At 39.4% G+C, this 26,190-nt stretch carries 17 protein-coding genes; 6 read left to right on the top strand and 11 right to left on the bottom strand.

Features of this window, described 5'->3' with window-relative positions; genetic code table 11:
- Positions 1–110: 110 nt before the first annotated feature.
- The 3 genes from OCV11_RS22215 to licT all read right to left on the bottom strand — a co-directional run bounded on the left by OCV11_RS22215 (position 111) and on the right by licT (position 5,171).
- On the bottom strand, positions 111–2,015 hold the full coding sequence (locus OCV11_RS22215; RefSeq protein WP_261896630.1) for a methyl-accepting chemotaxis protein: 1,905 nt from the start codon (positions 2,013–2,015) through the stop codon (positions 111–113).
- A 392-nt stretch (positions 2,016–2,407) separates the two neighbouring features.
- Positions 2,408–4,303, bottom strand: coding sequence for a glucose PTS transporter subunit IIA (locus tag OCV11_RS22210; RefSeq protein ID WP_261896628.1), 1,896 nt, complete (start codon positions 4,301–4,303; stop codon positions 2,408–2,410).
- Positions 4,304–4,307: 4 nt separating this feature from the next.
- Positions 4,308–5,171: a BglG family transcription antiterminator LicT gene (gene licT, locus OCV11_RS22205; protein ID WP_261896627.1), complete on the bottom strand. Its 864-nt coding sequence runs from the start codon at positions 5,169–5,171 to the stop codon at positions 4,308–4,310.
- Between the two features lie 664 nt (positions 5,172–5,835).
- On the opposite strand from licT, the gene OCV11_RS22200 reads away from it, so the two are divergent.
- The 3 genes from OCV11_RS22200 to OCV11_RS22190 all read left to right on the top strand — a co-directional run bounded on the left by OCV11_RS22200 (position 5,836) and on the right by OCV11_RS22190 (position 10,263).
- The gene (locus tag OCV11_RS22200; protein ID WP_261896625.1) at positions 5,836–7,257 is read left to right on the top strand and encodes a PTS transporter subunit EIIC; all 1,422 of its coding nucleotides are present in this window, start codon (positions 5,836–5,838) and stop codon (positions 7,255–7,257) included.
- A gap of 20 nt (positions 7,258–7,277) precedes the next feature.
- Positions 7,278–8,690 (top strand): glycoside hydrolase family 1 protein, encoded by a 1,413-nt coding sequence (locus tag OCV11_RS22195; protein ID WP_261896624.1) that lies wholly within the window; start codon positions 7,278–7,280, stop codon positions 8,688–8,690.
- 70 nt (positions 8,691–8,760) lie between these two features.
- A complete protein-coding gene (locus tag OCV11_RS22190; protein WP_261896623.1) occupies positions 8,761–10,263 on the top strand; it encodes a carbohydrate porin in 1,503 nt (500 codons plus the stop codon).
- A gap of 271 nt (positions 10,264–10,534) precedes the next feature.
- On the opposite strand, the gene OCV11_RS22185 is transcribed toward OCV11_RS22190, so the two are convergent.
- On the bottom strand, positions 10,535–11,551 hold the full coding sequence (locus OCV11_RS22185; RefSeq protein ID WP_261896621.1) for an SMP-30/gluconolactonase/LRE family protein: 1,017 nt from the start codon (positions 11,549–11,551) through the stop codon (positions 10,535–10,537).
- Positions 11,552–11,772: 221 nt separating this feature from the next.
- On the opposite strand from OCV11_RS22185, the gene OCV11_RS22180 reads away from it, so the two are divergent.
- The gene (locus OCV11_RS22180; RefSeq protein ID WP_261896619.1) at positions 11,773–12,759 is read left to right on the top strand and encodes an AraC family transcriptional regulator; all 987 of its coding nucleotides are present in this window, start codon (positions 11,773–11,775) and stop codon (positions 12,757–12,759) included.
- A gap of 34 nt (positions 12,760–12,793) precedes the next feature.
- On the opposite strand, the gene OCV11_RS22175 is transcribed toward OCV11_RS22180, so the two are convergent.
- Genes OCV11_RS22175 through OCV11_RS22155 form a run of 5 tightly spaced genes read right to left on the bottom strand, consistent with a single transcriptional unit; the run spans position 12,794 to position 18,345 of the window.
- Complete coding sequence (locus OCV11_RS22175) at positions 12,794–13,654, bottom strand: 4Fe-4S binding protein (protein ID WP_261896617.1); 861 nt, start codon at positions 13,652–13,654, stop codon at positions 12,794–12,796.
- 31 nt (positions 13,655–13,685) lie between these two features.
- The gene (locus tag OCV11_RS22170) at positions 13,686–14,516 is read right to left on the bottom strand and encodes a dimethyl sulfoxide reductase anchor subunit family protein (protein ID WP_261896615.1); all 831 of its coding nucleotides are present in this window, start codon (positions 14,514–14,516) and stop codon (positions 13,686–13,688) included.
- The gene (locus tag OCV11_RS22165) at positions 14,513–15,073 is read right to left on the bottom strand and encodes a DMSO/selenate family reductase complex B subunit (RefSeq protein WP_261896613.1); all 561 of its coding nucleotides are present in this window, start codon (positions 15,071–15,073) and stop codon (positions 14,513–14,515) included. Before OCV11_RS22165 ends, OCV11_RS22170 begins: the two co-directional genes overlap by 4 nt.
- Positions 15,074–15,076: 3 nt before the next feature.
- Entirely contained in the window at positions 15,077–17,656 is a 2,580-nt protein-coding gene (locus OCV11_RS22160) for a molybdopterin-dependent oxidoreductase (RefSeq protein ID WP_261896612.1), read from the bottom strand.
- Between the two features lie 17 nt (positions 17,657–17,673).
- Positions 17,674–18,345, bottom strand: coding sequence for a TorD/DmsD family molecular chaperone (locus tag OCV11_RS22155; RefSeq protein WP_261896611.1), 672 nt, complete (start codon positions 18,343–18,345; stop codon positions 17,674–17,676).
- A gap of 266 nt (positions 18,346–18,611) precedes the next feature.
- Here OCV11_RS22155 and OCV11_RS22150 point away from each other — a divergent pair, with 266 nt between their 5' ends.
- On the top strand, positions 18,612–19,406 hold the full coding sequence (locus OCV11_RS22150) for an AraC family transcriptional regulator (protein ID WP_261896610.1): 795 nt from the start codon (positions 18,612–18,614) through the stop codon (positions 19,404–19,406).
- Between the two features lie 94 nt (positions 19,407–19,500).
- On the opposite strand, the gene OCV11_RS22145 is transcribed toward OCV11_RS22150, so the two are convergent.
- Positions 19,501–22,872: a glycosyl hydrolase gene (locus OCV11_RS22145; protein WP_261896609.1), complete on the bottom strand. Its 3,372-nt coding sequence runs from the start codon at positions 22,870–22,872 to the stop codon at positions 19,501–19,503.
- Positions 22,873–23,776: 904 nt separating this feature from the next.
- Between OCV11_RS22145 and OCV11_RS22140 the strand changes: the two genes are divergently transcribed.
- The gene (locus OCV11_RS22140; protein ID WP_261896608.1) at positions 23,777–25,003 is read left to right on the top strand and encodes a hypothetical protein; all 1,227 of its coding nucleotides are present in this window, start codon (positions 23,777–23,779) and stop codon (positions 25,001–25,003) included.
- A 61-nt stretch (positions 25,004–25,064) separates the two neighbouring features.
- Here OCV11_RS22140 and OCV11_RS22135 read toward each other — a convergent pair whose 3' ends face one another.
- Entirely contained in the window at positions 25,065–26,075 is a 1,011-nt protein-coding gene (locus OCV11_RS22135; protein WP_261896606.1) for an SGNH/GDSL hydrolase family protein, read from the bottom strand.
- Positions 26,076–26,190: the final 115 nt, after the last annotated feature.

Below are 26,190 nucleotides of genomic sequence, written 5' to 3'. Positions count from 1 at the left end.
AAGAGGGCGTTCAGAATTCTGTGTCAGCTAATTTTGACTATATATCTAACTCTTAATCCTCAAGTTATAGTTGGGGTAACAAAGCTCTTATCCATTTTTATGTCCAACGATTACAGCTTGAATCGGTTAACTATTTTTATCAATTGTCCATTTACTATTGCGAGCTCTTCTGCTTCGGTTTGAGTGACCTTGCCCCCTTTATCAATTTCACCTACCATCTCGCTGATGGCAGTCATATTCCTGCTTAGTTCATGGGTAACACTACGCTGCTCTTCGGTCGCGGTCGCAATTTGTGTACTCAGATTGTTAATATCTTCAATCGATGTGGTCATGGTATCAAGGCTAGTGGCGACAGCTCCAGTTCCATCTGCTGCTTCTTGGCAACGAAACTTAGTTGTGCTCATCGATTTGACTACCTGTTGAGTACCAGCTAACAAGCTATTTAATGCATTTTCAATCTCTTTGGTGCTTGATTTAGTGCGACTTGCCAATTTGCGTACTTCATCGGCAACGACTGCAAATCCCCGACCTTGATCTCCTGCCCGTGCAGCTTCGATTGCTGCATTGAGTGCAAGCAAATTGGTTTGTTCAGCAATATCGCCAATGACACTCAATATTTCTTGTATGTTATCTGCTTCTGCACTCATCGATTCAACATCTGTAGCTGCTTTCTCAACTTCGTTAATCAATGCATGAACGGTCAATTGTGCGCGTTGCATATATTGTTTAGATTCTTCAGCAACCATGTTCGCTGAATGAGTTAACTCAGCAGTATTGGTCGTATCGAGAGCCATAGCTTCTACCGTGGAATTCATCTCCTCAATGGCCGTAACGACTTGTTCTGTTTCCAATACATGAGATTCAACGGTTTGACTATTGCGACGTGATTGCTCTTTCAAACGATCCGAGTTGACTGCTAAAGATGAAGAGATGTCACGAACTTGCGTCATCATTGAATGCAAATTTCCGATAAACTCGTTTACTGCAGACGAGATTTGGCCTAGTTCGTCATCGCTTTCTACAGGTAAACGTTGAGTTAAATCTGCCTCACCTCTGGATAGATCAAAAATTGTTTGACGTAAGCGTAATATTGGACGGAATAAATAGTTTATTAATATATAGGCAATCAGTACGCTAACAATGACAGAAGAAGTGGCAATAAGAATAACTTTATTTCGGATGTCGACCAACGGAGCAAACGCGACTGATTGATTTAATGCAACAGAAAAATACCAGTTTTGGTTACCAGCGTGTATTCGTTTTGTCACCAATAGCTTATCTACACCATCAAGGTTATATTCGATAACGGAGTGATCGCCTTGGATAGCTTCTTGACTGATTCTGCCAAAGCTTTGGTTATTGCTTGCCTTATCACCTGCTTTAATCGCATCAGAGGTTGAAGATAATACCGTTGTATCTTGCGTAAATATCATTGCTATCGAGCCAGGAATGTCTTTGCCACTTTCTGTTAATTTATTAAGAAAGCCTAACGTCATATCCGATGTTACTATCCCGTCTTTTACATTGTGCGCAATGGTGATCCAATAGGTATTATCATCACTCTTATACGGGTCTGTTACATGAGAATTAGTAGCCTGGCGGGCTGCTTGATACCAAGATTGTGTCCTAACATCGACGTTTAATTTGTGGTTAGGCCAACTGGAGGATGTTTGGTTCCAAAAAGCATCACCATTTTCAAATGCAATTACGGCACTGTCAAGATTCATAGATGTTGCAATGACTTGGGTTTTTTCAATGATATCAGATGGTTTTCCTGCGATTGAGTTATCTTGATAGTGAGCTGCAAGTTTGGTTATACCGGAAACTTTCTCATTAATTATTGTTTCGATCTGTGCTGCCTTATAGTCAACATAAGCTTGTGTTGAATACAAGATTTGTTTAGTGAAAACGTCTTTTTGATTGGTGTAAAGAATATAACTGGTGAGTGATACCGCAAACCCAACCAATATTAAAATTGAAAGAATAAGTAATCGCTTGAACCCCACTTTTTTCATACATAACCTCTTTAATTAGTGCATAGATAGTGTGATAAAATTTGTGCTTATTCTATCCTATTAATATGAGCTTGGATACATATCGATGGGGTAATGAATACAAATTTGGAGTAATTAGTCTATTCGATAAAAAATGTGTGATATAAATGTTGTTTGGATTTTTTATTTTGTAACGGAATATGACATTCTATGATAGGAAAAAGAATGTCATCTTTAAGGTGGATATACATCATGACTAATTATTGAGTTTCAAGTTTGGCATCGTCTAGCATAATGCTGATATTAATAGTTATATAGTAACACTAGATGCTCAGTTCTGATATCCATGGAAAATATAATTTAATACATCTGTAAAAGTGAACAAATTTAATTGACTACACAGTGAATTTAGTTCAAATCAGCGTAAGTAACGGCTCTCCGTACTCTATATATTCTCTATGGGTAGCGATGATATCTAGATAATTAGTGCAATTGGTTACTAATATAGGCGTAGTTGTATCAAATCCATTTTCTATTAAAAATTCCAAGTCGAATTTTATAAGTTCTTGACCTGTGATGAATGTTTCTCCCGGAGATATTAGGAGTTCAAATCCTTTACCTTGCAATTTAACGGTCTCTAAGCCTATATGTATTAGTAGCTCAACACCTTGGTTGCTCACTAAGCAAATTGAATGTCTAGTTCGGAATACTGATTCAACTTTTCCATCAAAAGGAGCACGTAAGATCCCAGATTCAGGACGAATAGCAATTCCTTGGCCTATAATCTCACTTGCAAAAGTAGTATCTTCAACCAATGATAAAGGTAATGGAGTACCTTGCAGAGGACTCAATACTTTTTGTATTTTCGTATGATTACCTAAACAGTCCTCTTGGTGAAATGACTCAATGTTATCGATTTCTGTGTTTTTATTCTGCTTCCTAACGTCCGGAGTAAACAAATAAGTTAATATCACGGCTAGAATTATAGTCATTAATGTGGCTAATATACTTGCAGTAACTGAGGTGTCATAACCATTTTGGGGGATAAACTGAGCGAAAGAAAAAAGACTAAGAACTCCTAAACTAAAGGACTTCACATGGAATAATGCTATGATACAAGATCCTAAAGACGCAGATACGCAGCCAAAAATAAAAGGCCACTTTCTCGGTAGATTTACGCCATAAATAGCAGGTTCAGTCACCCCGAATATTGCAGTTAATGAGGCAGAAGCTACATAACCACGAATTTTTTTATCTTGCCAATTCTTTATTAAAACGCCGAGACATGCACCAAATTGACCGAATATCGCTGGTATGAGAAGTGGTGAGATAACATCGTAACCAGTTACGGCGATATTACTTATCGCTATTGGGAATAGACTCCAATGAATACCTATTACAACTAATACTTGCCATAGTGCCCCGACTAAGAATCCAGTAATACCTGGGCTAACATGGTAAAGATACAGAATGGCTTCAGCGACCGATTTAGCAAAAAGTGTACTTAGTGGCCCTATGACCAAAAATGTAATTGGTACAGTGATAGTTAGACATAAAAGAGGCCTAATCATTTTAGTTATGACTTCAGGACAATATGTTGGAGTTATTTTTTCAAGTTTAACGTTAAACCAAGTGGCAAATAATATTGGAATGACTGATGCTGAGTAGTTCACATACTGAATAGGTAAACCTAAAAAGTACTCAGTAGGGGAAGGTATCCCGTTCATTTCTTGATAAAAAATGGAATTAGCTTGTTGAATGATATCTGGATGAACTAGAGCTCCCGCAATTGCGATTCCAAATAGAGGATTCCCACCTAAAACTTTAGATGAAGTATAACCTAAAAATATAGGTAAAAAGAAAAATATACTATCAGACGCAGAAAAAAGAATACGATATGTACCGGTGTCTACATCTAGCCAGCCAACATTTCCGAAAAGGAATAAAAGCCCTTTCATTATGCCTGCTACGCTCAGAATCCAAAGTATAGGAGTAAATATTTCAATTATGGTATGTAATAGACTATTAATATAATAGTGTGTATTTCTTGCATCTATATTAGGTGCTATATATTGATATACTTCCTCAACTTTTGTTCCTACTACTATCTGTACGACTCCACCAGAATTCATAACAGAAATCACATCTGATAAATTAGTTATTTTTTCTATTGCTTCATTAGGGATCTTTTTCAGTTTAACTCTTAACCTAGTAGTGCAATGAGTTACAGAAACAATATTTTTCTTCCCACCTAAGAACTCAGTAATCTGACATGCTAAGTGCTCATAATAAGATGACTGTTTAGGCATTATATTACTCCAAACTGTTAGGTAATGAGGGAGCACGACGTACTCGTTCAACATGAATGGTAAGGAACATCATTTCTTCTGATGTCATAGCATGCTTGAATTGCTTTTCTACATAACGACTAATTTTTTCCACACATACATAAGCAATTGGATATTTAATTCTTATCGATTGAAATAACTCATCATCTTCATCTGAGATAGTGCTTTGGTGGATAAGGCGATGTACAAAAAATTTAAGATGTATTACGAGTCGGCGAAATTCATCACTACTTTCATTTAAGTCGATAGATAAGCCATACTTAATCATTTGAACAATGTCTCTAATCAGTTTTGTAACACTTATAGTATTGTTCATGTCTTCATTTAATTGTGCATTCACTAAATGCATAGCTATAAATCCCGCCTCATCTTCGGCGAAAGATATACCAGATGCATTCTTTAACAGAATTAATGCTTGACAACCAATTTTGAATTCTTCTGGGTATAATTGCTTTATTTCCCATAACATGCCGTTCTCGACGATCTGTCCATTACATAAACGTTCTATAGCGAAATTTATGTGATCTGCTAAAGAAATACGAATACTAGGATGAAGCTCTTTTCCTAATGAACTCTGAGCCAATTCTATGATGTTTTCAGTCGCTTCTAAGAGTGGCAATGGAATATCTTCGAGTAGTTCACGATATCGCTTGTCGATAGAATCATCACCATCGATGGTGAGTGTGAAAATCTTTTGAATTTTCTTTGTGGGTATTTCCATTCCTGGTTTTTGTTGAAAGCCGATCCCCCGGCCCATGACCACCACTTCACGTTCATTTTTATCTGTAGATATTACTACATTATTATTTAACACTTTTGATACACGCATAATTTTTGGGTAATGGCTGTCTTTTTAAATAAAAAAACCTAAGCGTTCCTGAAGTTAAACTTTCAGCTTGAGCTTAGGTTTTGCCTGCGATGTGCAGTAACAATCAATTGTAATTTTTAACGTAGTTTATCTCTTTCATTTGCCCTACTCAAGTAACATAGGTGAATATGTGAATGAAAACACATTCCCAAGTGTTAACTTAAGATGTCAATCAATGCTGCTGTTAGAGTTGTTATTAAGGCCTTTCTTTGCCAGCTGAACACTTCTAACTATTGGATGGCTGTATTGATCTAAGTCATCTTATTTATTTTAAACACTACGGTATTGATGATGTGGATCACATTTCCAAATCAACGGTCTTGACCATAAATAAGCTTTGAAATTAATTTGCGGGCAAGCAGGCTGACATCTTTAATATCATATCAGTAACTGCACAGTGGATTGTTATCGTGAAAACGAGCATAACTTGATTAGCTGTTTAATATAGAGATATAGATAGTTAATCAGGTTTTCATTTATACAATTTGATTATTCCTGCTTTCGGGATTGTTACTAGTAATAGCGCATAACCCGAGGAGTCTAGATACAACGTGTATCTAGACTCCTCGGGTTTTTTTTTGCATCAAATTTACGCTTTATCGATTAATTATATAGGACATTGTTTATGGCATATGAACAACTTGCTAGCGATATCATTAAGAGTGTCGGTGGTGCTGGTAACGTAGCCAGTGTAATACATTGTGCAACTCGTTTGCGCTTTAAGCTTTATGACCAAAACCAAGCAGATAAAGAACAGGCCAAATCTTTAGAAGGGGTTATTACCGCGGTAGAAAGTGGTGGGCAATTTCAGGTTGTCATTGGTAATCACGTTAGTGATGTATTTAAAGCTGTTCAAGGTTCAATGGGGGGAGTTATAGCTAATTCAGATGGAGAATCAAAACATACACAAGAGAAGGAAGGACCTCTTAGTATTTTCATTGACATCATTTCGGGAATCTTTACGCCATTACTAGGCATAATGGCTGCTTCAGGAATATTGAAAGGTGGATTGGCTTTGGCAATTGCCTTGGGGTGGACCACACAAGATAGTGGTACTTACCAACTTCTATTCGCTGGTAGTGATGCATTGTTCTTTTTCTTCCCTCTTGCTTTAGGGTATACGTCGGGAGTGAAATTTAAAGGTAATCCATTCGTCACAATGGCGATTGGTGGTGCATTAGTTCATCCGACAATGATAGCCGCGTTTAATGCTTCTCAAGTGACTGGCCATGAAACAATGAGTTTCTTGGGTATGCCAATAACGTTTATGAATTATGCATCTTCAGTGATGCCAATCATTTTTGCTGCTTGGGTATCATGTAAACTCGAACCGATTTTTAATAAAATTCTTCATAGCACCATTAAAAACTTTTGTACCCCGCTTCTATGTATTGTAGTTGTAGTTCCAATGACATTTTTAGTTATTGGTCCTTTAGCCACTTATTTAAGCCAGTTCTTAGCTAACGGATATTCAATAATTTATGATTTAAGTCCAGTTATTGCCGGACTAATTATGGGGGCGTGTTGGCAAGTATTGGTCATATTTGGTCTTCATTGGGGTTTTGTTCCAATTGTATTGAATAATATGGCTGTCACAGGTTCAGATAGTATGACTCCGCTCCTTTTGCCAGCAGTACTAGCTCAGGCAGGTGCAGCCCTTGGCGTATTTCTAATGACCAAGGATATCAAACTAAAATCTATATCAGGTTCTGCATTTACTGCAGGTCTATTTGGTATCACTGAGCCTGCAATTTATGGAGTAAATTTGCCCAAGAAACGTCCATTTATCATTGGATGTATCTCTGGAGCGATAGGTGCTGCAATTATTGGTTATTACCAAGCTCACGCTTATTCATTCGGATTGTCGAGCATTCTTATTATTCCACAGTTGATTCCACCGACGGGTATTGATATTAGTGTTTGGGCAACTGTGTTTGCTTCATTATTATCAATTGTACTAGCAACTGTTCTTACTATGTTATTTGGGCAAGTTAATACTCCAAACCCTGACAGAAGTAATTCATTGTCACCAGTTAAAACAAATTAATAATCAGAGGAGATTTCATTATGGGTTATCGTTTTCCTAAAACATTTTTATGGGGTGGTGCAATTGCTGCTAACCAAGTCGAAGGGTCACACTTAACCGATGGAAAAGGGCTTTCAACATCTGATATCCAGCCTTTTGGCGCATTTGGAGAATTGGTTGAACGTGAGGAAGGTGACTTCAATATTAAAGATGTTGCTATAGATTTTTATAATCGTTATCCAGAAGATATTGCACTATTTGCTGAAATGGGGTTCAAGTGTCTGCGCATGTCTATTGCATGGAGTAGAGTTTTCCCTAACGGTGATGATGATGAGCCTAATGAAGCTGGTCTAGCTTATTATGAAAGAATTTTCTCCGAACTTGAAAAATATAATATAACTCCATTAGTAACATTGTCTCATTATGAAATGCCTTTAAATTTGGCAAAAAAATATCAAGGATGGGGTAGTAGAGATACTATCGGATTTTTTGAAAAATATGCCCGTGTTGTATTTGAACGCTTTGGTAGCAAAGTAAAATACTGGCTTACATTTAATGAAATAAATGCCACATTACATGAACCTTTTACTGGCTCAGGATTACCACGTGAGTGTGATGAAAAAATGCTGTTTCAAGCTATTCATCATCAGCTAGTTGCAAGTGCTAAAGCTGTAAAATTGTGCCATGAGCTAGTACCTGATGGCAAAATTGGGAACATGATGTTAGGGGCGATCTTATATCCTAGGACATGTAATCCAGATGACATTTTACAAACATTCACTCAAAACCGAGAGTGGTTGATGTTTGGTGATATACAAGTTCGTGGTTATTACCCAAGCTATATGAAACGTAAATTCGAAGATATGGGGATATCTCTAGATATAACCAAGGAAGATCTTGAAGCTCTTAAGGAAACTATCGACTTTGTTTCATTTAGTTATTATATGAGTGGCTGTGCTAGTGCTGATCCAGAAATGCAAGAGCAAGCGGGTGATGCCAATATGCTAAAAATGATCGCTAACCCATATTTGAAAGCATCAGAATGGGGATGGCAGATTGATCCTAAAGGATTACGTTACCTGTTAAATTTCCTATATGACCGTTATCAGTTGCCTCTCTTTGTAGTTGAAAATGGATTAGGTGCTGTCGATACCGTTGATGAAAACGGACAAATTCAAGATGACTACCGAATTCAGTATCTTAACGATCACTTATTCCAAGTCGGTGAAGCGTTGAAAGACGGTGTGGACGTTATCGGTTATACAAGCTGGGGTCCAATTGACTTAGTAAGTGCGACAACTGCACAAATGTCAAAACGTTATGGCTACATTTATGTTGACCGCGATAATGACGGTAATGGCAGTTTAGTTCGTACGCCAAAGAAAAGTTTTTACTGGTACCAGTCTGTCATTAGTTCCCAAGGTGAGGTATTAAAGGACCACACTGATAAATAAAATCCCCCAATAGTTACCGAGGCGCTCTTGGCTCGGTAGCTATTCTTTTACTAATAGGTTTGAGAGAAATATGGCTATGCAACGAAATTTAATTAATAAAAGAATTACTGCTATTAGTCTTGTGCTAGCATCTTTAGGTTATGCTGTAAATGCAATGGCTTCGGGCTCGGTAGAAAGTCAGATTGATGCTTTACAAACACAGATTAAATCAGCCCAAAAAACTATCAGTGAGCTTAAGCAGATTAAGACAGAAGCAAAAGACGTCGCACCGACCTCTGATTCTACTTTACCTGCCTATACTGACCAGGTGCCATTAATCGATGGGTTTAGCTTCAGTGGATACTTCCGTGCTGGTTGGTTTTCCGGTACACATGGCGCACCGAAAGATTATGCTATTGGTTCTTTGGGACGTTTTGGTAATGAGCTGACAGGGTGGTACGACCTGACATTTAAACAAAAAGTTTACGATAAAGAGAAAAAAGAGGTTGAGGCAGTGATTACCTTTGATGGTAACTCTGGCCTTAATAAAGGATTTGAAATGAGTGGAGAGGAACAAAATTATAATCAGTTTCTCGACCTATATGTCCGAACTAAAGGTTTCATACCTAACCTACCTGATGCTGAGCTTTGGGTGGGTCGTCATGCAATTCCTGGTTCTGAGTTCCAAATGCTTGACTGGAAAACTACGCGTACCAACTCTGGTGCAGGTGTAGGCTTAGAAAATATTGTATTACCTGAAGGTCGTTTAAACCTTGTATTAATGCGAGAGGATTTTAACTATCTTGATAATAGTGGAAAAGATAATGGTGTAGACTTCAATAGTAATATCTTGGATGTTCGATATAGTGGTTATAAACTCAGTGAAGATTTTAACTTAGGATTTGCTGCCAAATATCAGGTACCTAATCTGAGCTCTAGTGCTAAAGATGCAAAAAATTCGAATTCATACTCCGATATTAAAAGTGGTTTAAGCTTCTCTACCATTTTGAACCAGAGTTTGTCTCATACTGGATTTAATGAATATACATTGCAATACACTACAAATTCAATTGCTAGTAGTTTGGCATCAATTAGTGGTGGGAATCCAGACTTTTCTACTGGAATAAATAACTATGAAGGTAATCATACCAATGGTTATGCGGTTCGTTTTGCATCGCAAGGTGAACAATATCTTTTTGACAATAATGTAGTGGTAGCACATGCATTTGTCTTATCACATGGTGAAGACATTTATAATTACGATTTGAAGAAAGATCATACTGACTTTGATAGTGTTCGAGCAGTTGTTCGTCCAGGATACATTTGGGATCAGTTCAATCAAACAGGTGTAGAGATTGGCTACTTCAATCAAACAAATCATGTTGATGGAAAAAGCTATGATGAGAGTGGTTATAAGTTGACAGCATTTCATTCCTTTAAAGTAGCTACAAGTATGCTAAGGTCAAGACCTGAGATTCGTTTCTACACAACATACATGAAAGCTCTAGATAATCAAATTACTCAATTTTCCTTTGATGGAAATAGAAATGACCAGTTGAGTTTTGGGGTTCAAGCTGAGATTTGGTGGTTCTAATACTTAAAAAATCGAAACGAGACTTGATATAAGCAAAGTGTAATAATTCAATATTATGATATATTGAATGTATTATTCTTTTTTGTTAAAAATCCATCTATATTAAATGTCATTTTTTAACTAAGATATGGAAACCTGAAGTATTCATATAATTGAATTTAATGGTAGCCTTTAGATGGAATTTTGTTTGCGTTAGCCATAGAGACTTATATTCTCTATGGCTAATTGTTAAATGGTCATTAATGGTTTTATGTTAAAATAGCGGCCTAGATTAGTTTTTCCAGTATTGTTTAATTGCTTTGGAAAATCCATATGCTTTAAATACTGCACTACCTTCTTTTAAATCTTCATCATTACTTGATACTATATATAGTTCTCTTGTGTTTGGTTTAAATGTTAGATTAGTAGAGCGTAAATAGTGACCATCTTTTCGGCCTGGAATAGTTATTTGTCCAATAGGTGCCGCATTATTATTTAATACAATAACTCGTCCTTGACCGTGTAGCGCAATATATAGATTGCCATCGCTATCGGCTTTCATTGAATCTGCAACAAGTCCAGAAAAACGATAAGCTACATTTTCACCAAATGCTCGGATGTGAGTTGCATCTTTCATGATAAGTCGATGTAATACACCAGCAGAAAATTCCACAACCCATAGCATCTTGCCATCTGGTGATAATGCAATACCATTGGCTCCGCTTAGATTTCTTATGATAGGTGTAACCGTAGAAAAATCAGAGGAGACATAATACACCCCTCCGATGGGGTTACCGCTATCGCCGCTTGCATCAGTGAAGTAGAAGCCTCCGAATCTATCGAATACCATGTCATTTGGTCTTAAGCCTTTATCCGAACTAACAATCGTATGGACATCAGAACCATCCGGATTCATTGAAAATATTTTTCCTTCGTTACCATCGAAGGTAACTGCAGCAACGATAAGCCTTCCTTCTTTAGTTAATGCGATAGAGCTGGGGGAGAACGTATTACTTTTAAATACGACGGATAACTTTTTTTTGTTATCTACTTTTATTATCTGTCCGTGGTAAATATCTGTCACGTAGAAATTACCATTTTTATCGAAAACTGGGCCTTCTAATAAGGTTGTATCGTTAGTTATTACTTGCCACAAGCTAGCTTCTACAGTTTGTAATTGATTATCTGGAAATGGGATAATGTTTTCTTCAGGTTTGTTTAATGGATAGTTAAGTTGTGATGTTGCCCCAATTGAAAATTGAGAGAATACAGTTAATGCTGTAAATACTATTACTAGATATTTTTTCATTGTATTACGCCAAATCAGAAAGGAAAAAATGTCAAACGAAGGTAAACTATGCCAGTTATGTCCAATATTTGTAGGTGTTCTGTTTTTTGCAACAGACACGTATACTGTTAGGTAATTCAATTGGCACAGTTAGCGTCAAGAGTATTGATGCCTTAGTTTCGCTGTCATTTTAGAACTTAGCGCATATCGTTAGAATCATTGAAATTAGCAGAGAGTTTACTATGAGTACCATCGACCCTTTATCTGATGTGTTTCGGTTACTTGCAGCCAGAAGTTATGTCACGCTAGGTCAAAGGGCGGGTGACCATTGGTCTATTAGTTATAATGGATTCAATGGGATGAAATTTTTGTCTTTAAAGAAAGGAGATATTTGGTTCCGTTCTTTAGATCAGTCTGCTTGGCACAAATTACTACCTGGTGACAGTTTAATTATTACGAGGTTCACACCTTTTATTCTGGCTACAAACCCGAATCTAATACCGACCTCAATCAATGAGATAGACTATTCTGTATCCGATGGCATCGCCCACTTGGGAGGAGATGCAAGTATGATTATTTCTGGAAAAATGGAAATAGACCAAGTCGGTAGTTTTGGATTATTAGACTGTTTGCCTGACGTTATATTCATTGCAGGTGACACAAACGCATCGTCATCACTGCAATGGTTAATGAATAAATTGCATGAAGAAACTCAATCACAAGCGTTAGGTTCAGCCTTAATTGGCGATCATATGATGCAGTTGATCATGATAGAAGGTATTCGAAGTTGGGTTCTTAAGCAAAAATCTGAGGTAAATGGCTGGATTGGTGCACTCAACGATGCTCGGATTATGAAGGCTCTAAACGCTATACATAATACACCAACTCGACATTGGCAACTATCTGATCTTGCTGATGTCGCAGGTATGTCTCGAACAGGGTTTGCAAGACTTTTTTTGAAATTGACAGGGACGAGCGCTATCAATTATCTGACTCAGTTGAGGATGTTAATAGCCAGTAGAGCCCTTCGCTTGAGTAATGAATCGATTAAGCACCTATCTTTTCGGTTAGGCTATTCTTCAGAGAGTTCTTTTAGCACTACATTTAAGCGTGTCTATGGTGCATCACCAAAGGCACATAGGCTGGAGAACAGAGAAGGTGCTCTGGCCAACTTTGCATCAATTAATTCTTTGGAAGGAGCACGAAAGGTGCCTTCGATCTTTAGTTAGTGTTTGTCCTGTCTAAAGCTGTCTTACGATGGCTTTAGCCAATTTTGTAGATAGCGATGCCCGTCTCTTTTCTAAATTGACAAGCAGGGCAAATACTCTGCGAATTTCTTGACTCATCAATCACTTGTGGGTACAGAGTTCCACACTCTGTGCACCGGAATTCTTCGATAGAATACGAAATAGATTGATTCTGATAAATACCATGTTCAACACATAACGATTTTTTCACGCACACATCAGAACACAGCTGGCAGCCATTACAATTCTCATTATTCAATGTAATGTTCTTATCGTTGATTGTTATGCATTCTTTGGGGCAAAGAATTTGACATTGTTGGCATAAGTTACATTGATTTGGGTTAAAGATGAGTCGGTGTAACGGGCGCTTTTCGCTAATCAGAGTGGAGCCCATATCGCGTCTGGTTTGCTTATCGGTGAGTGGAGATTTAATAAGGCTTCTAAACAGAGAGCGTTTTGAATGCGATATTTTCTCATAGTGTTGATCTGTAAAGAGTATGTCGAACTTAGTGAGGCCATTTGCAGCTAATGATTGATTAATGGATGTTATAGGGCTAAACCAAATGGAATTGTTATCTTTCAATTCTACTTGGGTGATTCCCGACAATTTTAGTTGCAACAATTTTTCTGGTGTTGGTGGATGCTGATTGTCCTCGAACAAGGTTTTGCCTTGTATGTGATAAGTGGGTTTTGTGCCAGAGATGGCATCAAATGGACAAGCTTCAATGCATCGTCCACATTGATTACAGACATCGATGTCCACGTGTGTTTGGGGATGAAAATGAATTGCTTGAGAAGGACAGTGGGTACTGCATTGATGGCAATTCGACCAGTCAAATTTGTTACGAATACAGTTTTTACCGATTTGAATTGCCATCGACACTTCCTTCTATTCTTTTTCCGGGTAGCTAAATACTGAGAGAAAAAAAGCCAAGTCGACCAATGAGTTCTGCCATTATGGATATAAGGCAGGCGATGACCAGTGGTAGAGTGGTACGTTTACCTTCCAGTTTTTTCACGTAATGTAAAATACCGAAGACAAAAACCAATAACATGATCCTAAATGACAAGAGCTTTTCAACGAAGTCCGTGTCAGCGTATCTTGCGGTGATTGCTCGTGTCAGATTCTCAGTTAAATGTCTTTCAACATAGATAAAATTGAAGATTGTCAGAATAAAAGCGATACCTGCAAACGTGATGAACAGCGAAGTCACTTTTTTCATCATTTCAGTTTTATCTGGAGAGTGTGGTGTTAAGCTAAATGCAAGTAATGACATTAAACTCCCTGTCATTAAAGCGGTTGCCCAAAATGCACTATAGGTATTCCAAGTCGCCCAAAGAACAAACAGAGAATTAACATAGATATTTGACATAACAAAAACGGTCAAGATTCCTATGCCAGCAGTGAGCGCCTGTAATAATGGGTAAAACTGTTTTCTAAGCCAATAAATGAACACATTAAGTGACAATAGACCCACATAGGCCCCAACAAATAGGACTTCTCGACTCATCCATGAAGAAAAGACATTGTTCATGGTGTTGAACATATGCCAAGGATTTCCTAAGTGGAAAATGGAGGACAATAATCCTAGACCACCCAAAGCAAGACTCGCCATTGTAGGAATGAGGGAGTGACTTTGTTCCTTAGAATTAAAGACATAACACATTGTCAGTAGATAACTACCAATCGACACCTGAATTAACGTGGTGAAGATGATTAGAGGCCATTCGTGCATCATTTACTCTCCTGAGCATTAAAACCAACGATGAGATTTGGATGAGTCACTTCTGAGCTGGGTAGTCCAACGATATCGGCATTGTTGCCATACTTGGCTCTTAGCTCGCTGATCAATCCGAACTCGATGGCTCGCATCGGACAGGTATCTACACAGACTGGATTCATGCCTTGCTCACGAAGTTCATAACAGGTGTCACATTTTGTCATCATGCCGATAGCTGGGTTGTATTGCGGTGCTTCATAGGGACATGCCCACGTGCAGTAGCGGCAGCCAACGCATTTAGTGTGGTCGACCAAAACGACTCCATCTTCAGGTCGTTTATGCATTGCTTGTGTTGGGCAATGGCTCACACAAGCAGGCTCATCACAGTGATTACATGAGATAGAGAGATGCCACTTTTTAGGTGTGGGATAGCTGCCTGTCTCAATGTCATATACACGGCGAAAGTTACGTCCGACTTCAAGGTGGTTTTTATCTTTGCATGAAATAACACATGTTTTGCATCCAACACATTGGGAAACGTTAATGTAAAAACCGATCTGATTTTTATTTTTCATGTATTACTCCTTAGCAAATACAGGTAAGCGTGGCGGTTGCAATGCATCTGAGATCAATTGCTTACCTTGCCATTTTTCGATATTGCAATAGCCAGAGTTCCAACCTGAAGTACCAAGACCGGTGGTAGCAGGCTCAAACAGCATGTTTTCTGTACCAGCGCCATCAATGCCTGTTTTTTCATCAATGTCAGACCATCGGCCATGCGGTAATGCAATCACGCCTGGTTTGAGTGTTTCAGTGCAGAAAACGGGGCGCAGTACTTTGCCCAATTTCGAGTAAATCAGTGCCGTATCACCTTGTTTTAGCCCAAGACGTTTGGCATCGGATGCGTTGATGTAAACATGACCCGGCCAGGCTTCTCGAAGTTGTGCAACGTTATCTAATGTGCTGTGTGACGATCTCAGATAGTGCGGCGTATAAATTTGGAAAGGATATTGTCCTTTTACTTTATTGTGCCAATCAGAGAATGTGCTTTGGTAGCCGTGCTCGCTAGCGATGTATTTTGGAATCGCTGGAATCTCACTCCAACCGTACTCTTTCGAACGCTCATTCAGTTTTTGACAGTAAATTTCAAACTTGCCACTTTCCGTTTTTAACGGATTACTGTGCGGATCACCGATAAAATCTTTATAAGCGATAAAGCCGTAGTTATCTCCGTCGTGTCGATAAACTTGGTACTTACCTTCGGTGAGTAATTGTTCTAGTGAGATTTTTCCCTGTTGCGTTTTACCCTGTATTTGATGTTTTACTAGGTCTTCTTCGGTAATCGTTACTAATGGAACATAGCTTTTCCCATCGGTGTCAATGACCGTTGAGCCCATGATTTGATTAAAAAACTGTTGTTTTTCACTGATAGGGAAAAGTGCATTAACATCCACCCCTAATCTCTCGCCAAGGTGTTTGGCTATCCACTGATCACTTTGGGCTTCATAGAGGGGCTTGGTGATATTGACACCTAATAAAAGTACTTCTCGGTTATGCAGGTGTAAAACAATACCTTCTCGTTCCCACTCAGTAGTCACGGGTAGTACGAGGTCGGAATATTTGGCATTTGAGGTAAAGTTATACGCAGGGGTGACCACGAACTCGATATTTGAACGATAGGCATCGATCGCCTGATTGACGTTATTAAAACCTTGCATCGTGTTGTTGGCACAATGAAAGATCATCTGAATATTAACGTCTTTATCACCACCGCGTGGTTGACGACATTTCCCTTCAGTGAGCGCCCTTGTCAACTCGTTATGGTTGATGGTTGTAGTAATTGGGTTATCGATATTTTTTAAGCCAGTTGAACCTTCGTTGACCAAAAAGTCGCCGCCATTAGCAGCAAAAAAGTGCACAGAAGTTCCAGTCATGTTACCTGAACTGCCGACGTGACCCGTCATAAAACCAAGTGTCGAGAATGCATGAACCCATCCTTCGCCATTATTGACGCGCGCGGGTGCCCACCCACAAAGAAGTGCCACTTTATCAATAGTACCGATCTTACGAGCAAGTGAACGAATGACGTCAGAAGAGACCCCAGTGATCTCGGATGCCCACTCAGGCGTTTTGGGATCGTTAGTGTAAGTGCCTAACAAATAATCTTTAAAGTTGTCTTTAGGATCGGCTCCCTCGGGCATGTGCTGTGCATCAAAACCAATGGTATAACGATCGAGAAAATCCCATTTGATCAGTGGGTTGGTCTTAGGGTTATCTTCTTGTAGCAAAACATACATCAACGCCAACACTAAAGCGTGGTCAGTCGCAGGGTTAATTGGAATCCACTCTGCATCCAATATCGCAGCAGTATCAGTGTAACTAGGGTCGATACAGATGAATTTTGCACCCGCTTTTTTGGCTTGGATGTAGTGATAGGTAGGCGAACCTGGGCTAGTCCACGCAGGGTTAGCTCCCCAAATCACAATCAACTCAGAGTTTTTTAAGTCAAGGCGATCGTTGATACCCCAAATACCCCAAGGCACACCGATTAAGCCAGACGTTTCGCTCCATGCTCCAAAGGAGCGAGTTCCCCAATCTGAAACATAACCACCATAGGCAGAAAACATATTGTAATAGGGCTGACAAAACTCTTTTTGACCTGTTACCCACAGGGATTCCTGACCATATTTAGTGGTAATACGGTGGGTTTCATGTGCGATTAACCCTAACGCTTCGTCCCAACTAATTCGTACCCATTGATCTCTACCGCGTAATGATTTGTCACCACCGCCTGGAGCCCAATTTTTTCGACGCATCGGGTATTTTAGTCGATCAACGGCAAAGACTTGATGACGTTGGGAGCGACCACGTAGGCAGCCACGTTGTTGTGGGGTATTGGGGCTATCTAGGTTGAGGTCATCCGTTTTTTGACGAATAACAGTGTTACCATCGACCAGTGCTTTATTGAGGCATTTACCACCACAATCATGCCAGCAAGCAGCCGGTTTCCAGACAGCCTGTGAGTGATTATCGCTCACTTTGCTAACTTCACCCGCAATTAAACCGCGGCTAACTGGCAGAGCAGTTAGTGCTGTGAGTGCTGCAGACCCTTTAATAAAGGTGCGTCTGCTTACATTGGTAATATCGTTTTCTTTCATGGTAATTATTCCGATATCTATTTCTTATTATTCGTGCTTAATAAAATTTTTTTGATCTCTTTATAATCATGATTTATAAATTCTTTCGTAAATCTTGACATGTTTATATAAAAATCTGTTTGTGCGCTATTCTGAATTTTTCTCATTAGTTCATCTAAGAAGCTTAATAGATGGTTCTCTAAGAAATTAACTTGATTTTTTACATTATGGATATTTTTAAATGACAGAAGTGAAGTGTCGAAATCAACATTTCTTGCTAGGTGATACATGAAATCTAATTCAAAACCAATATGATCAGCCGCTTCATGTTCACTTTCTGGTAGATAAAATCCGTTTTCACTATAAAATTTTGCTACATCCATTGTTGTTTGAGTAAATAATAAACGGTCATGTTTATAGGATGACTCCCAAGGTGAAGCGGGCAATTCATGTGGCCCGATAAACAACTGAGTGTAATCCCAATGCAGGTCTTGGTAAGCTTGAGATGTAGTAGAAATAGTTATGCCTTTAAGATAATTCAGAGAGTTGGCTAGATATTCAATACCACTAGAGACGTTTAATTCTTCATGAGGAACTAAATAATCCATATCTATAGTCTTTAAATACTGCAATAAAGGAACGCTAGGTTCTTCAATAAAAATTCGGCGTAGTAAATCATATACATTTAGACGTGCGAACATGTAGTTCATACATAGCTTCCTATTGCGAAAATTAGATATATTGTTTATGCTTATGTAAAGACATATGTTTTTATATTCGTAAGTTTCGTTTAATTAATAATTTCAACGATATGATCCAATATAAAAACGCAATGGCTTTATTTGATATTAACTATCTTCATGGCTGTGATGATTAACCTATCGCTGAACGTTGATGCAATGTTAATGAATTTTTCCTAATGACAACGTAGAGTTTTAGGCAAGAGATATCGAAAAAAAGGCGACAACGAGTTTATATGATCAAAATCAATAGAAATCACTGGAAACCGACTACTTCTCCGTTAGATAAAGTGGAGATTCAAAAAGGCTTGCTTTTTTGTATGGATATCGCTGATTTTTCGAAAAAAACAGAAGTTCATTCTCATGCTTGGATTCAGTTTATATATACCAGAACGGGTACTGTTTATGTTGAAGTGAATTCCAAGTTTTATCATGTCCCACCATTGCATGGGGTCTGGATTCCTAAAGAAAGTGAACACGTACTTTGGAGTTCTGAACAGTCTGAGTATGTCTGTATCAACATAAATAGGACATTTGACATAGTGTCCAATGGCGAGGAGAGCAAAATTGTCGAAATTTCCCCCATTGTTGATACCTATGTGGACTATTTCTTACTAAATGATGCAGATCAGATAAAGGAAATTGAACTTAAGGAAAGTGCATTTATGCAATTTCTTGCTGAACTGAATGAGGTCGACTTTACATTGCCTTATCCGCATTCTCAAGAGCTGCTCCATCTGTGCCAGCAGATTCAAGCAGACTCAGGTGCTCCTCATACACCAGAACAGTGTGCTAATAAGTTGAATATCTCACAGAGCACCTTTGTTCGTCGTTTCAAAAAAGAGACAGGGTTAACCTATCAAGAATGGCGTCAACGGCTACGGTTACTCCAGTCTATTCGGCGCGTAAAGGAAAAAGAGAGCATATTGAATATTGCGCTTGATGCCGGTTACTCTTCGGCATCGTCTTACATTTACGCTTTTAAAAAAACGTTTGGTGTTTCGCCTACCAAATACATTATTAATAAATGACGATATGCATTTATCCGTCGATGGGTTGCCATAACTCATCGAATCCAATGACCATTGCTCTCTTGGAACAATGGTCATGGATAGACCTAAATCACTATTGAAGGTTTTCTTTGGTCACTAATGTCACTGGGCCAATTAAACCGGATGGTCGTAATTCGGCATCTGGTTTAAAGGTTGGTGCTGCGGTCCATGTGACTGGATTGGCGCCAGGTTGTTTGTCACCAATCAAACGGTTGACCCATAGGTTAGCGACTTTCACCTCAAGCGCATTCTCATCTTGTTTAACGTAAGCACTAATATCCACTTGCTTAGGTGAATACCATAACGTCGAAACTTCTTGCCCGTTGACAAAGACTTGCGCAACATCACCGACTTTACCTAAATCAAGCCACAGTGCTTCATTTTTATTCGGTAACTTGGTGATATGCATGGTGGCTTTGTACGATGTGGTGCCAGAGAAGTACTTCACTTTAGGATCAGAGCTTTGTTCAAGAGGCGCTAAGTGGTCTAGTTTCATTGGTTTTGGTAATTCAAGTCCTTTCTCGAATTTCACTGACCATGGTCCAGAAACGACCTCACGGTTGATGACTTTTGGCTTCATGACAATGTGATGAGTGACTTTGGATCGATTAACAAACACCACGTACAGAGACTCTTCTGCTTGCAAATCTAGATCTACCACCGTGACGCCATTTTTGACGGTGTACGACACTTGACGAGTGCTACCATCAACCGGATTCCAAATTTCTGGTGTGTAACCAGAAACACGAAACGTAACTTGTTCTTTCAAAGCATCAGTGGTGCGGTTGTTCACGTAGTAGAGATCACCATCCTCGAGTTTACGATGGACGAACATTAACTTATCGTTCTCTAGAGCATCACTGGCCGTTGTCACATCTTGGGTCATTCCTAAGTGAACTAAAGTGGTATCGAGATGCGAGGTTTCTTCATCTAACACGTTGGGTTTTGACCAAATTTGATCCACAAGCTGAGCAAATTTTTCTTGGTCATCACTCAAGCTTGGTGTTGATACAGGCTTCTTACCTACAATTAGCCCCCCTTGGTCTGCTAGTGCTTTCAGACGCGTTAAGGTCGAGTAGGTCATATGTTCACTAGTGCCATACAGTGCTATGACACGGTAACGAGCACCGCCTGGACTGACATATTCGACCAGATCGCCACTCTTTTCTACTTTCATTTCCTTTAACATTTCTCGGTTAACAAAATCATAAGCGAAATGTTTCGGTAAATCCGTCGGCACCGCGTCCGCATAGGTTGTGGTCACTGGCGTATCTTCCCCGTAGAACATGGCAACATCAGCGTTGTAGCGTCCTTGCTGGAGTAAGTAAGAGTTACGTGAAATGTAATCCACCCACGGACGCGCCATATCCGCCCATGTTTCATGTCGGTTGAAATGTTGACCAAAGATGAACAGAGATAGTCCTGGTTGTTTATCATCAACGGGTTGGTGTACTGAGGTATGAATCGCTGGACGGTTCACACCGTAAGCAAATTCAAGGTCAATGACCCGTTTTAGGTCAGCAGGGGCAAATGACCAAGGGGAGAAAGCCGAGGTCATCGACTCAGCGGCAACCAAGTTCTGACCATAGAAGTGAGCAGCAGAGGCCGCACTGCGAATATCCCCTAAGAGACCTGGTCGTGGCCCTGTATGACGATCATAACTCCATAATGCGGCCATTGGCACGTCGGTCCAGCGGCGCATCTCAATATCATCGCCTAAGGTAGGGCGTTGATCTTCTAGTGATTCGCCAAACACTTTTAATCCACGCTCATGCGCCACTTGAGCGATGGTTTTATAATGCGACTCAACAAACAACTCCGCCAATGTGGCACGGTAATCAAATAAAAATTGGTCACTTTGTGCTGGCGTACCAATTAGTACGCCAGTGAGCGCGGGAAGCCATGGTTTGGCGTCATAACCGCGACGAGACTTAAACTCCTCAAGTAGCTTCGGTGTCCAGTTTGATGCACCGATTTCTAAACTGTCAGTAACAAGTGAGTTGATACCGTGTTTGCCCATCCATTTTTCACCTACAACATCCTGGTATTTATCAAGATAAGTTGAGATGTAATCATGAACAGCCGTAGGATCATATTTGTCTACTTCAAGCCCTGTCGCTTCAGGCGTTGCAGGGTGGTTTGTTTTGCCTGTTAACGACCAACCAAGATGAATAATTTCCCAATCCTGTCCCTTAGGCGGAACCCAGTTAATTTCGCCGTTTGGCGACACCTTATCTGTTAAGTCGATGATTTGGTTAACGTCGACACCTTGTTCACTAAAGTTGTTCGCGATGTCATAGTAATTATGCACGGTGGCAAAACCCGCTTTGGCTTCAAATTGCGTAATCTGCGCTTCAGAGGAAAGTTGGAAATCTAAAACATCCACATTTTTAGTTGCTGCTGGCGGAAACAGTTCTATTACTTGCGCGCCTTGAGTGGCACCTAGCAGGCCTGCAGAGGAAAGCGCAGGTAGAGGGGTCATCACTACGCGATACTGTTGCGCATTCACGGCGTCAAAACCCAGTGTTGTTGTGGTTTCATAAAGTGGAAAAATGCCCAAGCTTTGCCACTCATCCCCAACGCGTGCTTGAAGCTCTGCCTTAAAACGTTCTGGAGCAAAAGGCATGCGACCATCTTTGATCATCAGACGTGCGGAGCGGATCTTCACTGGCTTATCATAGTTAACGACAAAGGTCGCGTGGTTTTCATTATCAAGAGGGACAGAAATCGATGTTTGTAAATCATTATCTTGTAAAGCGTGAGCATCGACAGCTTGGCCATTAACTAAGACAGAATGTTTGGTTGTGATCGCGGCGTGAGTAACTGGAACGGCAAATACACCAATTGTACCTGTTGCCATTGGTGCTGATGTTTTTTCGCCATTTTTCTCAAACAGTGCTGAACCGGGAATCTCTTGGAAAGGGCCAGTCGTGGCAGGGGAGTCTGGCAATTTTTGTGTCACCACGGAGCCGCCTTTAACCACCAAAGTGGACCAAACGACTTTTTTCATCCCATCTTTAGGCTTAACCCAAGGGCCGCCTGTTTCGCTCCAACCCGCAGATGAAGCGATACCGAAGTCCATACCGAAGCTATCGGCCTTTTGCACAGCGTGGCGAAAGGCATCTTGCCAATCCGGGCTCATAAAACTGAGGCGTTTGGCGACGATTTGTGGCGTTGACATACTCGCATCGAAATTATGCACACCACCGATACCGACTTTGTGCATCCACTCTAAATCTTTATCTATTCCATCTTTGGTGATATTGCCATTCATCCAATGCCACCAAACCAGAGGTCTAGCAGAATGGGGCGGCGTTTCAAATCCTTGTTCCAACACGGTTTCAGTGGATGTTGAAGCCATGACTTGTTGGTGAATTCCTAATGAAACGGAGGCTGCAAGTAAACAGAGTAAATAGTTCTTTTTCTTTTCATTTCTTTTGGTCATATTCAATTTCCATGTGTTTAGAAATAGCTAATTTAGTCAAAATTGGAGCCGTTATACTTGTCGCTCGCCCTATTTTTTCTTCACTATCGATTAAATATTGGCAATAAAAAACCCAGAGATTCCCCACCATTGATTAGTAAAGGTATCTCTGGGTTATGCTCAATAAAATGATAACAATCCCGGGATAATTTAGGCACCTAATAGGTTTTTGTTAGTAAAAAATGCAAAACAAAATTGAAGCTATTTAAATAATAACGAATCTCAAATGATTTTATATTTGATATATATCAAATTGTCTTATTTTTATTACTATTTTATTTTTTAAAATTTAAATCTAATTATTTTGTCAAATTTTATAGTTAACTGAGTTTAGTTAAAATTTAGATTTTGGTCACATAGTTGCGACATTTAGCGATGCTTGTCACACAGGTCATATATTTCTATTGTCGATTAATCGTATTTGTTTATTATTCACCGCGTAAGGGTGTTCTACTATTACGCTATTTTGCCAACAGGGTTGTAACCAGTTATTTGGGCAAGACCTGAATCTTTATTGCTAATTATTAGCAATGGGATTCAGGTTTTTTTATGCGTAAAATTTGCCTTGCTTCATTCTTAAAAGTTATTTTTATTACTTTAAATGTCCTGGTTTTCTCCGGGTTTTTTATTTTCAATAACCAATATGATTCATTAGGAATAAAATATTATGATTAAGATTATAAATAAAAACAGGATAGCTGTATTTTTGAGTATTACACTTGCCACTGTCGGACATGACGCACTTGCATCCAATTTTATAACCCCATTTGATAGTGTTCCTGCAAATCATTGGTCTTATAGCGAACTCAATAAGTTATTAAAGGATGGCGTAATCGACTCAGATGAAAATTACGCTGAGAATAATATGGATAGATATCATATGGCTGTGCTGGTGGCTAAGGCTCTATCCAAATACGATGCTGCGACGGCTGCCGATAAGGCGTCAATTGATCGACTATTGATCGAATACAGCGAAGATCTTAAAGCTATTGGGGTTCGTCGCAAACAGGCAACGACGTCTAGCACGAATACCATTACAGCGCAAAGTTCACAACCGGCTGCAGAAATGCAAACTACAGCAGCGACGAATCTACAAGTGGATAATAAGGACGCTCAATCAAAGCAGCATCCAATCCAAGTTGGCACTGTCCCATTTACTGAGCATGACAAGTTAAAACTGGATCACTTACCGAATTTCGGCGCCATCATTAAAAGTTATTACGATAACGTGGATAGAGGAACTGGCAAGCACAGTCATTTATATCAAGATGTACGTATGAGTTTATACGGTGATATTAATGACCAATGGGGTTATCACTTTGAATTTTTGTATCGCCCCAATGAAGGACCTTTAAATGGGGCTTATAACGATTTTCGCTCAACACTAGATACCGCTCCTGGGATGTCGAGTAATGGGGCGGCTTTGATTGGTCAAAACGTATTTGATACAGGAACCACAGCAGTGCTTGGTTATCAGTGGATTGGTGTACGTAATGATAACTGGGTTTATAACAACGGACTAAAAGGCATTAGCCTATTTAACCAATTGGGTAAGGTGAATGTCGCTGCACAATACGGTGTACTGGATTTGGTGTATAACCATGGGTTCAGTTATCACAATGATGCATTAGTATTTTCAGCTTTTGGTGATATTGGTAATACTTATGTTGGTGGCGTCAGTTGGCATATCAACGATAAAACCAATAACTACATGTATCACATCAATGAACTTCAAATTAAGCAGCCAATTGTTGATGACTGGCTATTAAATTTGACCGGTGCTAAATCAAATGACGATACGCAAGATAAATTGTATAGCATTAAAATCAGCAAAGGTTTCATGGATAGTAAAGAAAAAGGTTCATACCATATTTATACGGACTATCACTACGTAGGAACTAATGCCACTTTGGGGCCTGATGGTGATAGAGGTATTTCCAATGCGGTAGGTTTAAAAGGGGTTCGCTTTGGTTTGGACTATGCGGTATTCAAGGGTGTGCAAATGCGAACATCCTATATGCCGTGGGATAAGCAAATTTCAGATAATTCTCACGCGAGCGTCTTTAACTGGGCGGTGTACGTAGAAATTTAATTGGCTACTACTGATCGACTAGAGCGACACTAAGTGATTGCGTGCTTAGTGTCGCTAATTATTAGTTCCAGTGGGTGAGTTCTCGGATCGCTTGTTCTAACAATTGTGCATTTTCTCTATTTTGTGCTTGCCTTGGATGGGCTGCATAGCCATTAAATTTGAAAAATAGAGTAGTGACTTTTTCATCTTTATATTGGCTATTGAGTATTTTTACCGCAGATGTTATGTAGCTTGGCCAAGGCGAGTTTGGTCGCGTTGCATCCATGCTGCCGAGAGCACAAATAATATAGGTGTTTGGATATTTTTCTCTTAATAGCCGAATAAAAGAGAGATAATTTTCAACGATTGCGTTAACGCTTGGCTTTTCGGTCAGCGTGTCGTAAATCCAGCTATCATTTTGTAATAGGTTGACCACAACGACATCGGGTGTCCATTTTGAAAAATCCCAGTGACTGTTATTGTTACCATCTGCATTCAATTGGTCATAAAAATCAAACATAGTGAAGTCAAACCAACTGTGCATCAATCCGATGCCACTTTGAGAAATGGTATGCACCTCAGCATTGAGATCGCGACCTGCAATTGAACTGTAGGTGAGATAGTTATTTTTTTCTGCGCCAATTTTTTCATTGCCGTTAATTGCTGCTTCGATGGCTAGTCCTGAAGTAATTGAATCACCATAAAACTCAATTCGTCTTATTGGCTTAGGTGGGGCAGGCAGTAAGGTTGCGTTATCTGCAAGTTCAATACCTAGGAACGTGGTTAGTCCATCTTCTCCTTCCGTTCTCTTATAAATTTCCATTTGATGCTCACCTGTCGAAAGTGAAGTGGCGATAACGTATTTGTGTTTACCCTTTTCAGCTTGAACGACGTACGGAGTCAGATCATCCCCATCAATAATGACATTGAAAAAGTTTTTTCCTTCATGATCATCGAGCAAGATGGCCAAATAGCTACCCGTAAATCGAGCTTTGATGCTGGTACCTGGCCAACTGATCACTGGGGTTTTGGGTGATGAAAAATCGATTCTTCCGGTATAGGAATAATGGTGATTTTCTGGAGGAATAATCATGGCTATAGCGCTATTACAGATGAGTAATAAAATTGTACTTATTATTGTTTTAAGATACATATAGACCTCTTAGGTATATTTAAAGTCAATATCTATAGGGTTTTTTAGGCTATTT

Source organism: Vibrio porteresiae DSM 19223 (genome assembly GCF_024347055.1).
Lineage (GTDB): Bacteria > Pseudomonadota > Gammaproteobacteria > Enterobacterales > Vibrionaceae > Vibrio > Vibrio porteresiae.
The sequence above is the reverse complement of the archived record's forward strand: the minus strand, read 5'-3'. Positions and strand labels throughout refer to the sequence as shown.

Excerpts from the sequence above, each read along its gene's own strand:
- OCV11_RS22195 (WP_261896624.1), top strand. The coding sequence starts at position 7,278 with ATGGGTTATCGTTTTCCTAAAACATTTTTATGGGGTGGTGCAATTGCT.
- OCV11_RS22180 (WP_261896619.1), top strand. The coding sequence starts at position 11,773 with ATGAGTACCATCGACCCTTTATCTGATGTGTTTCGGTTACTTGCAGCC.
- OCV11_RS22150 (WP_261896610.1), top strand. The coding sequence starts at position 18,612 with ATGATCAAAATCAATAGAAATCACTGGAAACCGACTACTTCTCCGTTA.
- OCV11_RS22135 (WP_261896606.1), bottom strand. The coding sequence starts at position 26,075 with ATGATTATTCCTCCAGAAAATCACCATTATTCCTATACCGGAAGAATC.
- OCV11_RS22175 (WP_261896617.1), bottom strand. The coding sequence starts at position 13,654 with ATGGCAATTCAAATCGGTAAAAACTGTATTCGTAACAAATTTGACTGG.
- OCV11_RS22140 (WP_261896608.1), top strand. The coding sequence starts at position 23,777 with ATGGATAGATATCATATGGCTGTGCTGGTGGCTAAGGCTCTATCCAAA.
- licT (WP_261896627.1), bottom strand. The coding sequence starts at position 5,171 with ATGCGTGTATCAAAAGTGTTAAATAATAATGTAGTAATATCTACAGAT.
- OCV11_RS22215 (WP_261896630.1), bottom strand. The coding sequence starts at position 2,015 with ATGAAAAAAGTGGGGTTCAAGCGATTACTTATTCTTTCAATTTTAATA.
- OCV11_RS22145 (WP_261896609.1), bottom strand. The coding sequence starts at position 22,872 with ATGACCAAAAGAAATGAAAAGAAAAAGAACTATTTACTCTGTTTACTT.
- OCV11_RS22190 (WP_261896623.1), top strand. The coding sequence starts at position 8,761 with ATGGCTATGCAACGAAATTTAATTAATAAAAGAATTACTGCTATTAGT.
- OCV11_RS22160 (WP_261896612.1), bottom strand. The coding sequence starts at position 17,656 with ATGAAAGAAAACGATATTACCAATGTAAGCAGACGCACCTTTATTAAA.
- OCV11_RS22210 (WP_261896628.1), bottom strand. The coding sequence starts at position 4,303 with ATGCCTAAACAGTCATCTTATTATGAGCACTTAGCATGTCAGATTACT.
- OCV11_RS22200 (WP_261896625.1), top strand. The coding sequence starts at position 5,836 with ATGGCATATGAACAACTTGCTAGCGATATCATTAAGAGTGTCGGTGGT.
- OCV11_RS22155 (WP_261896611.1), bottom strand. The coding sequence starts at position 18,345 with ATGAACTACATGTTCGCACGTCTAAATGTATATGATTTACTACGCCGA.
- OCV11_RS22185 (WP_261896621.1), bottom strand. The coding sequence starts at position 11,551 with ATGAAAAAATATCTAGTAATAGTATTTACAGCATTAACTGTATTCTCT.
- OCV11_RS22165 (WP_261896613.1), bottom strand. The coding sequence starts at position 15,073 with ATGAAAAATAAAAATCAGATCGGTTTTTACATTAACGTTTCCCAATGT.
- OCV11_RS22170 (WP_261896615.1), bottom strand. The coding sequence starts at position 14,516 with ATGATGCACGAATGGCCTCTAATCATCTTCACCACGTTAATTCAGGTG.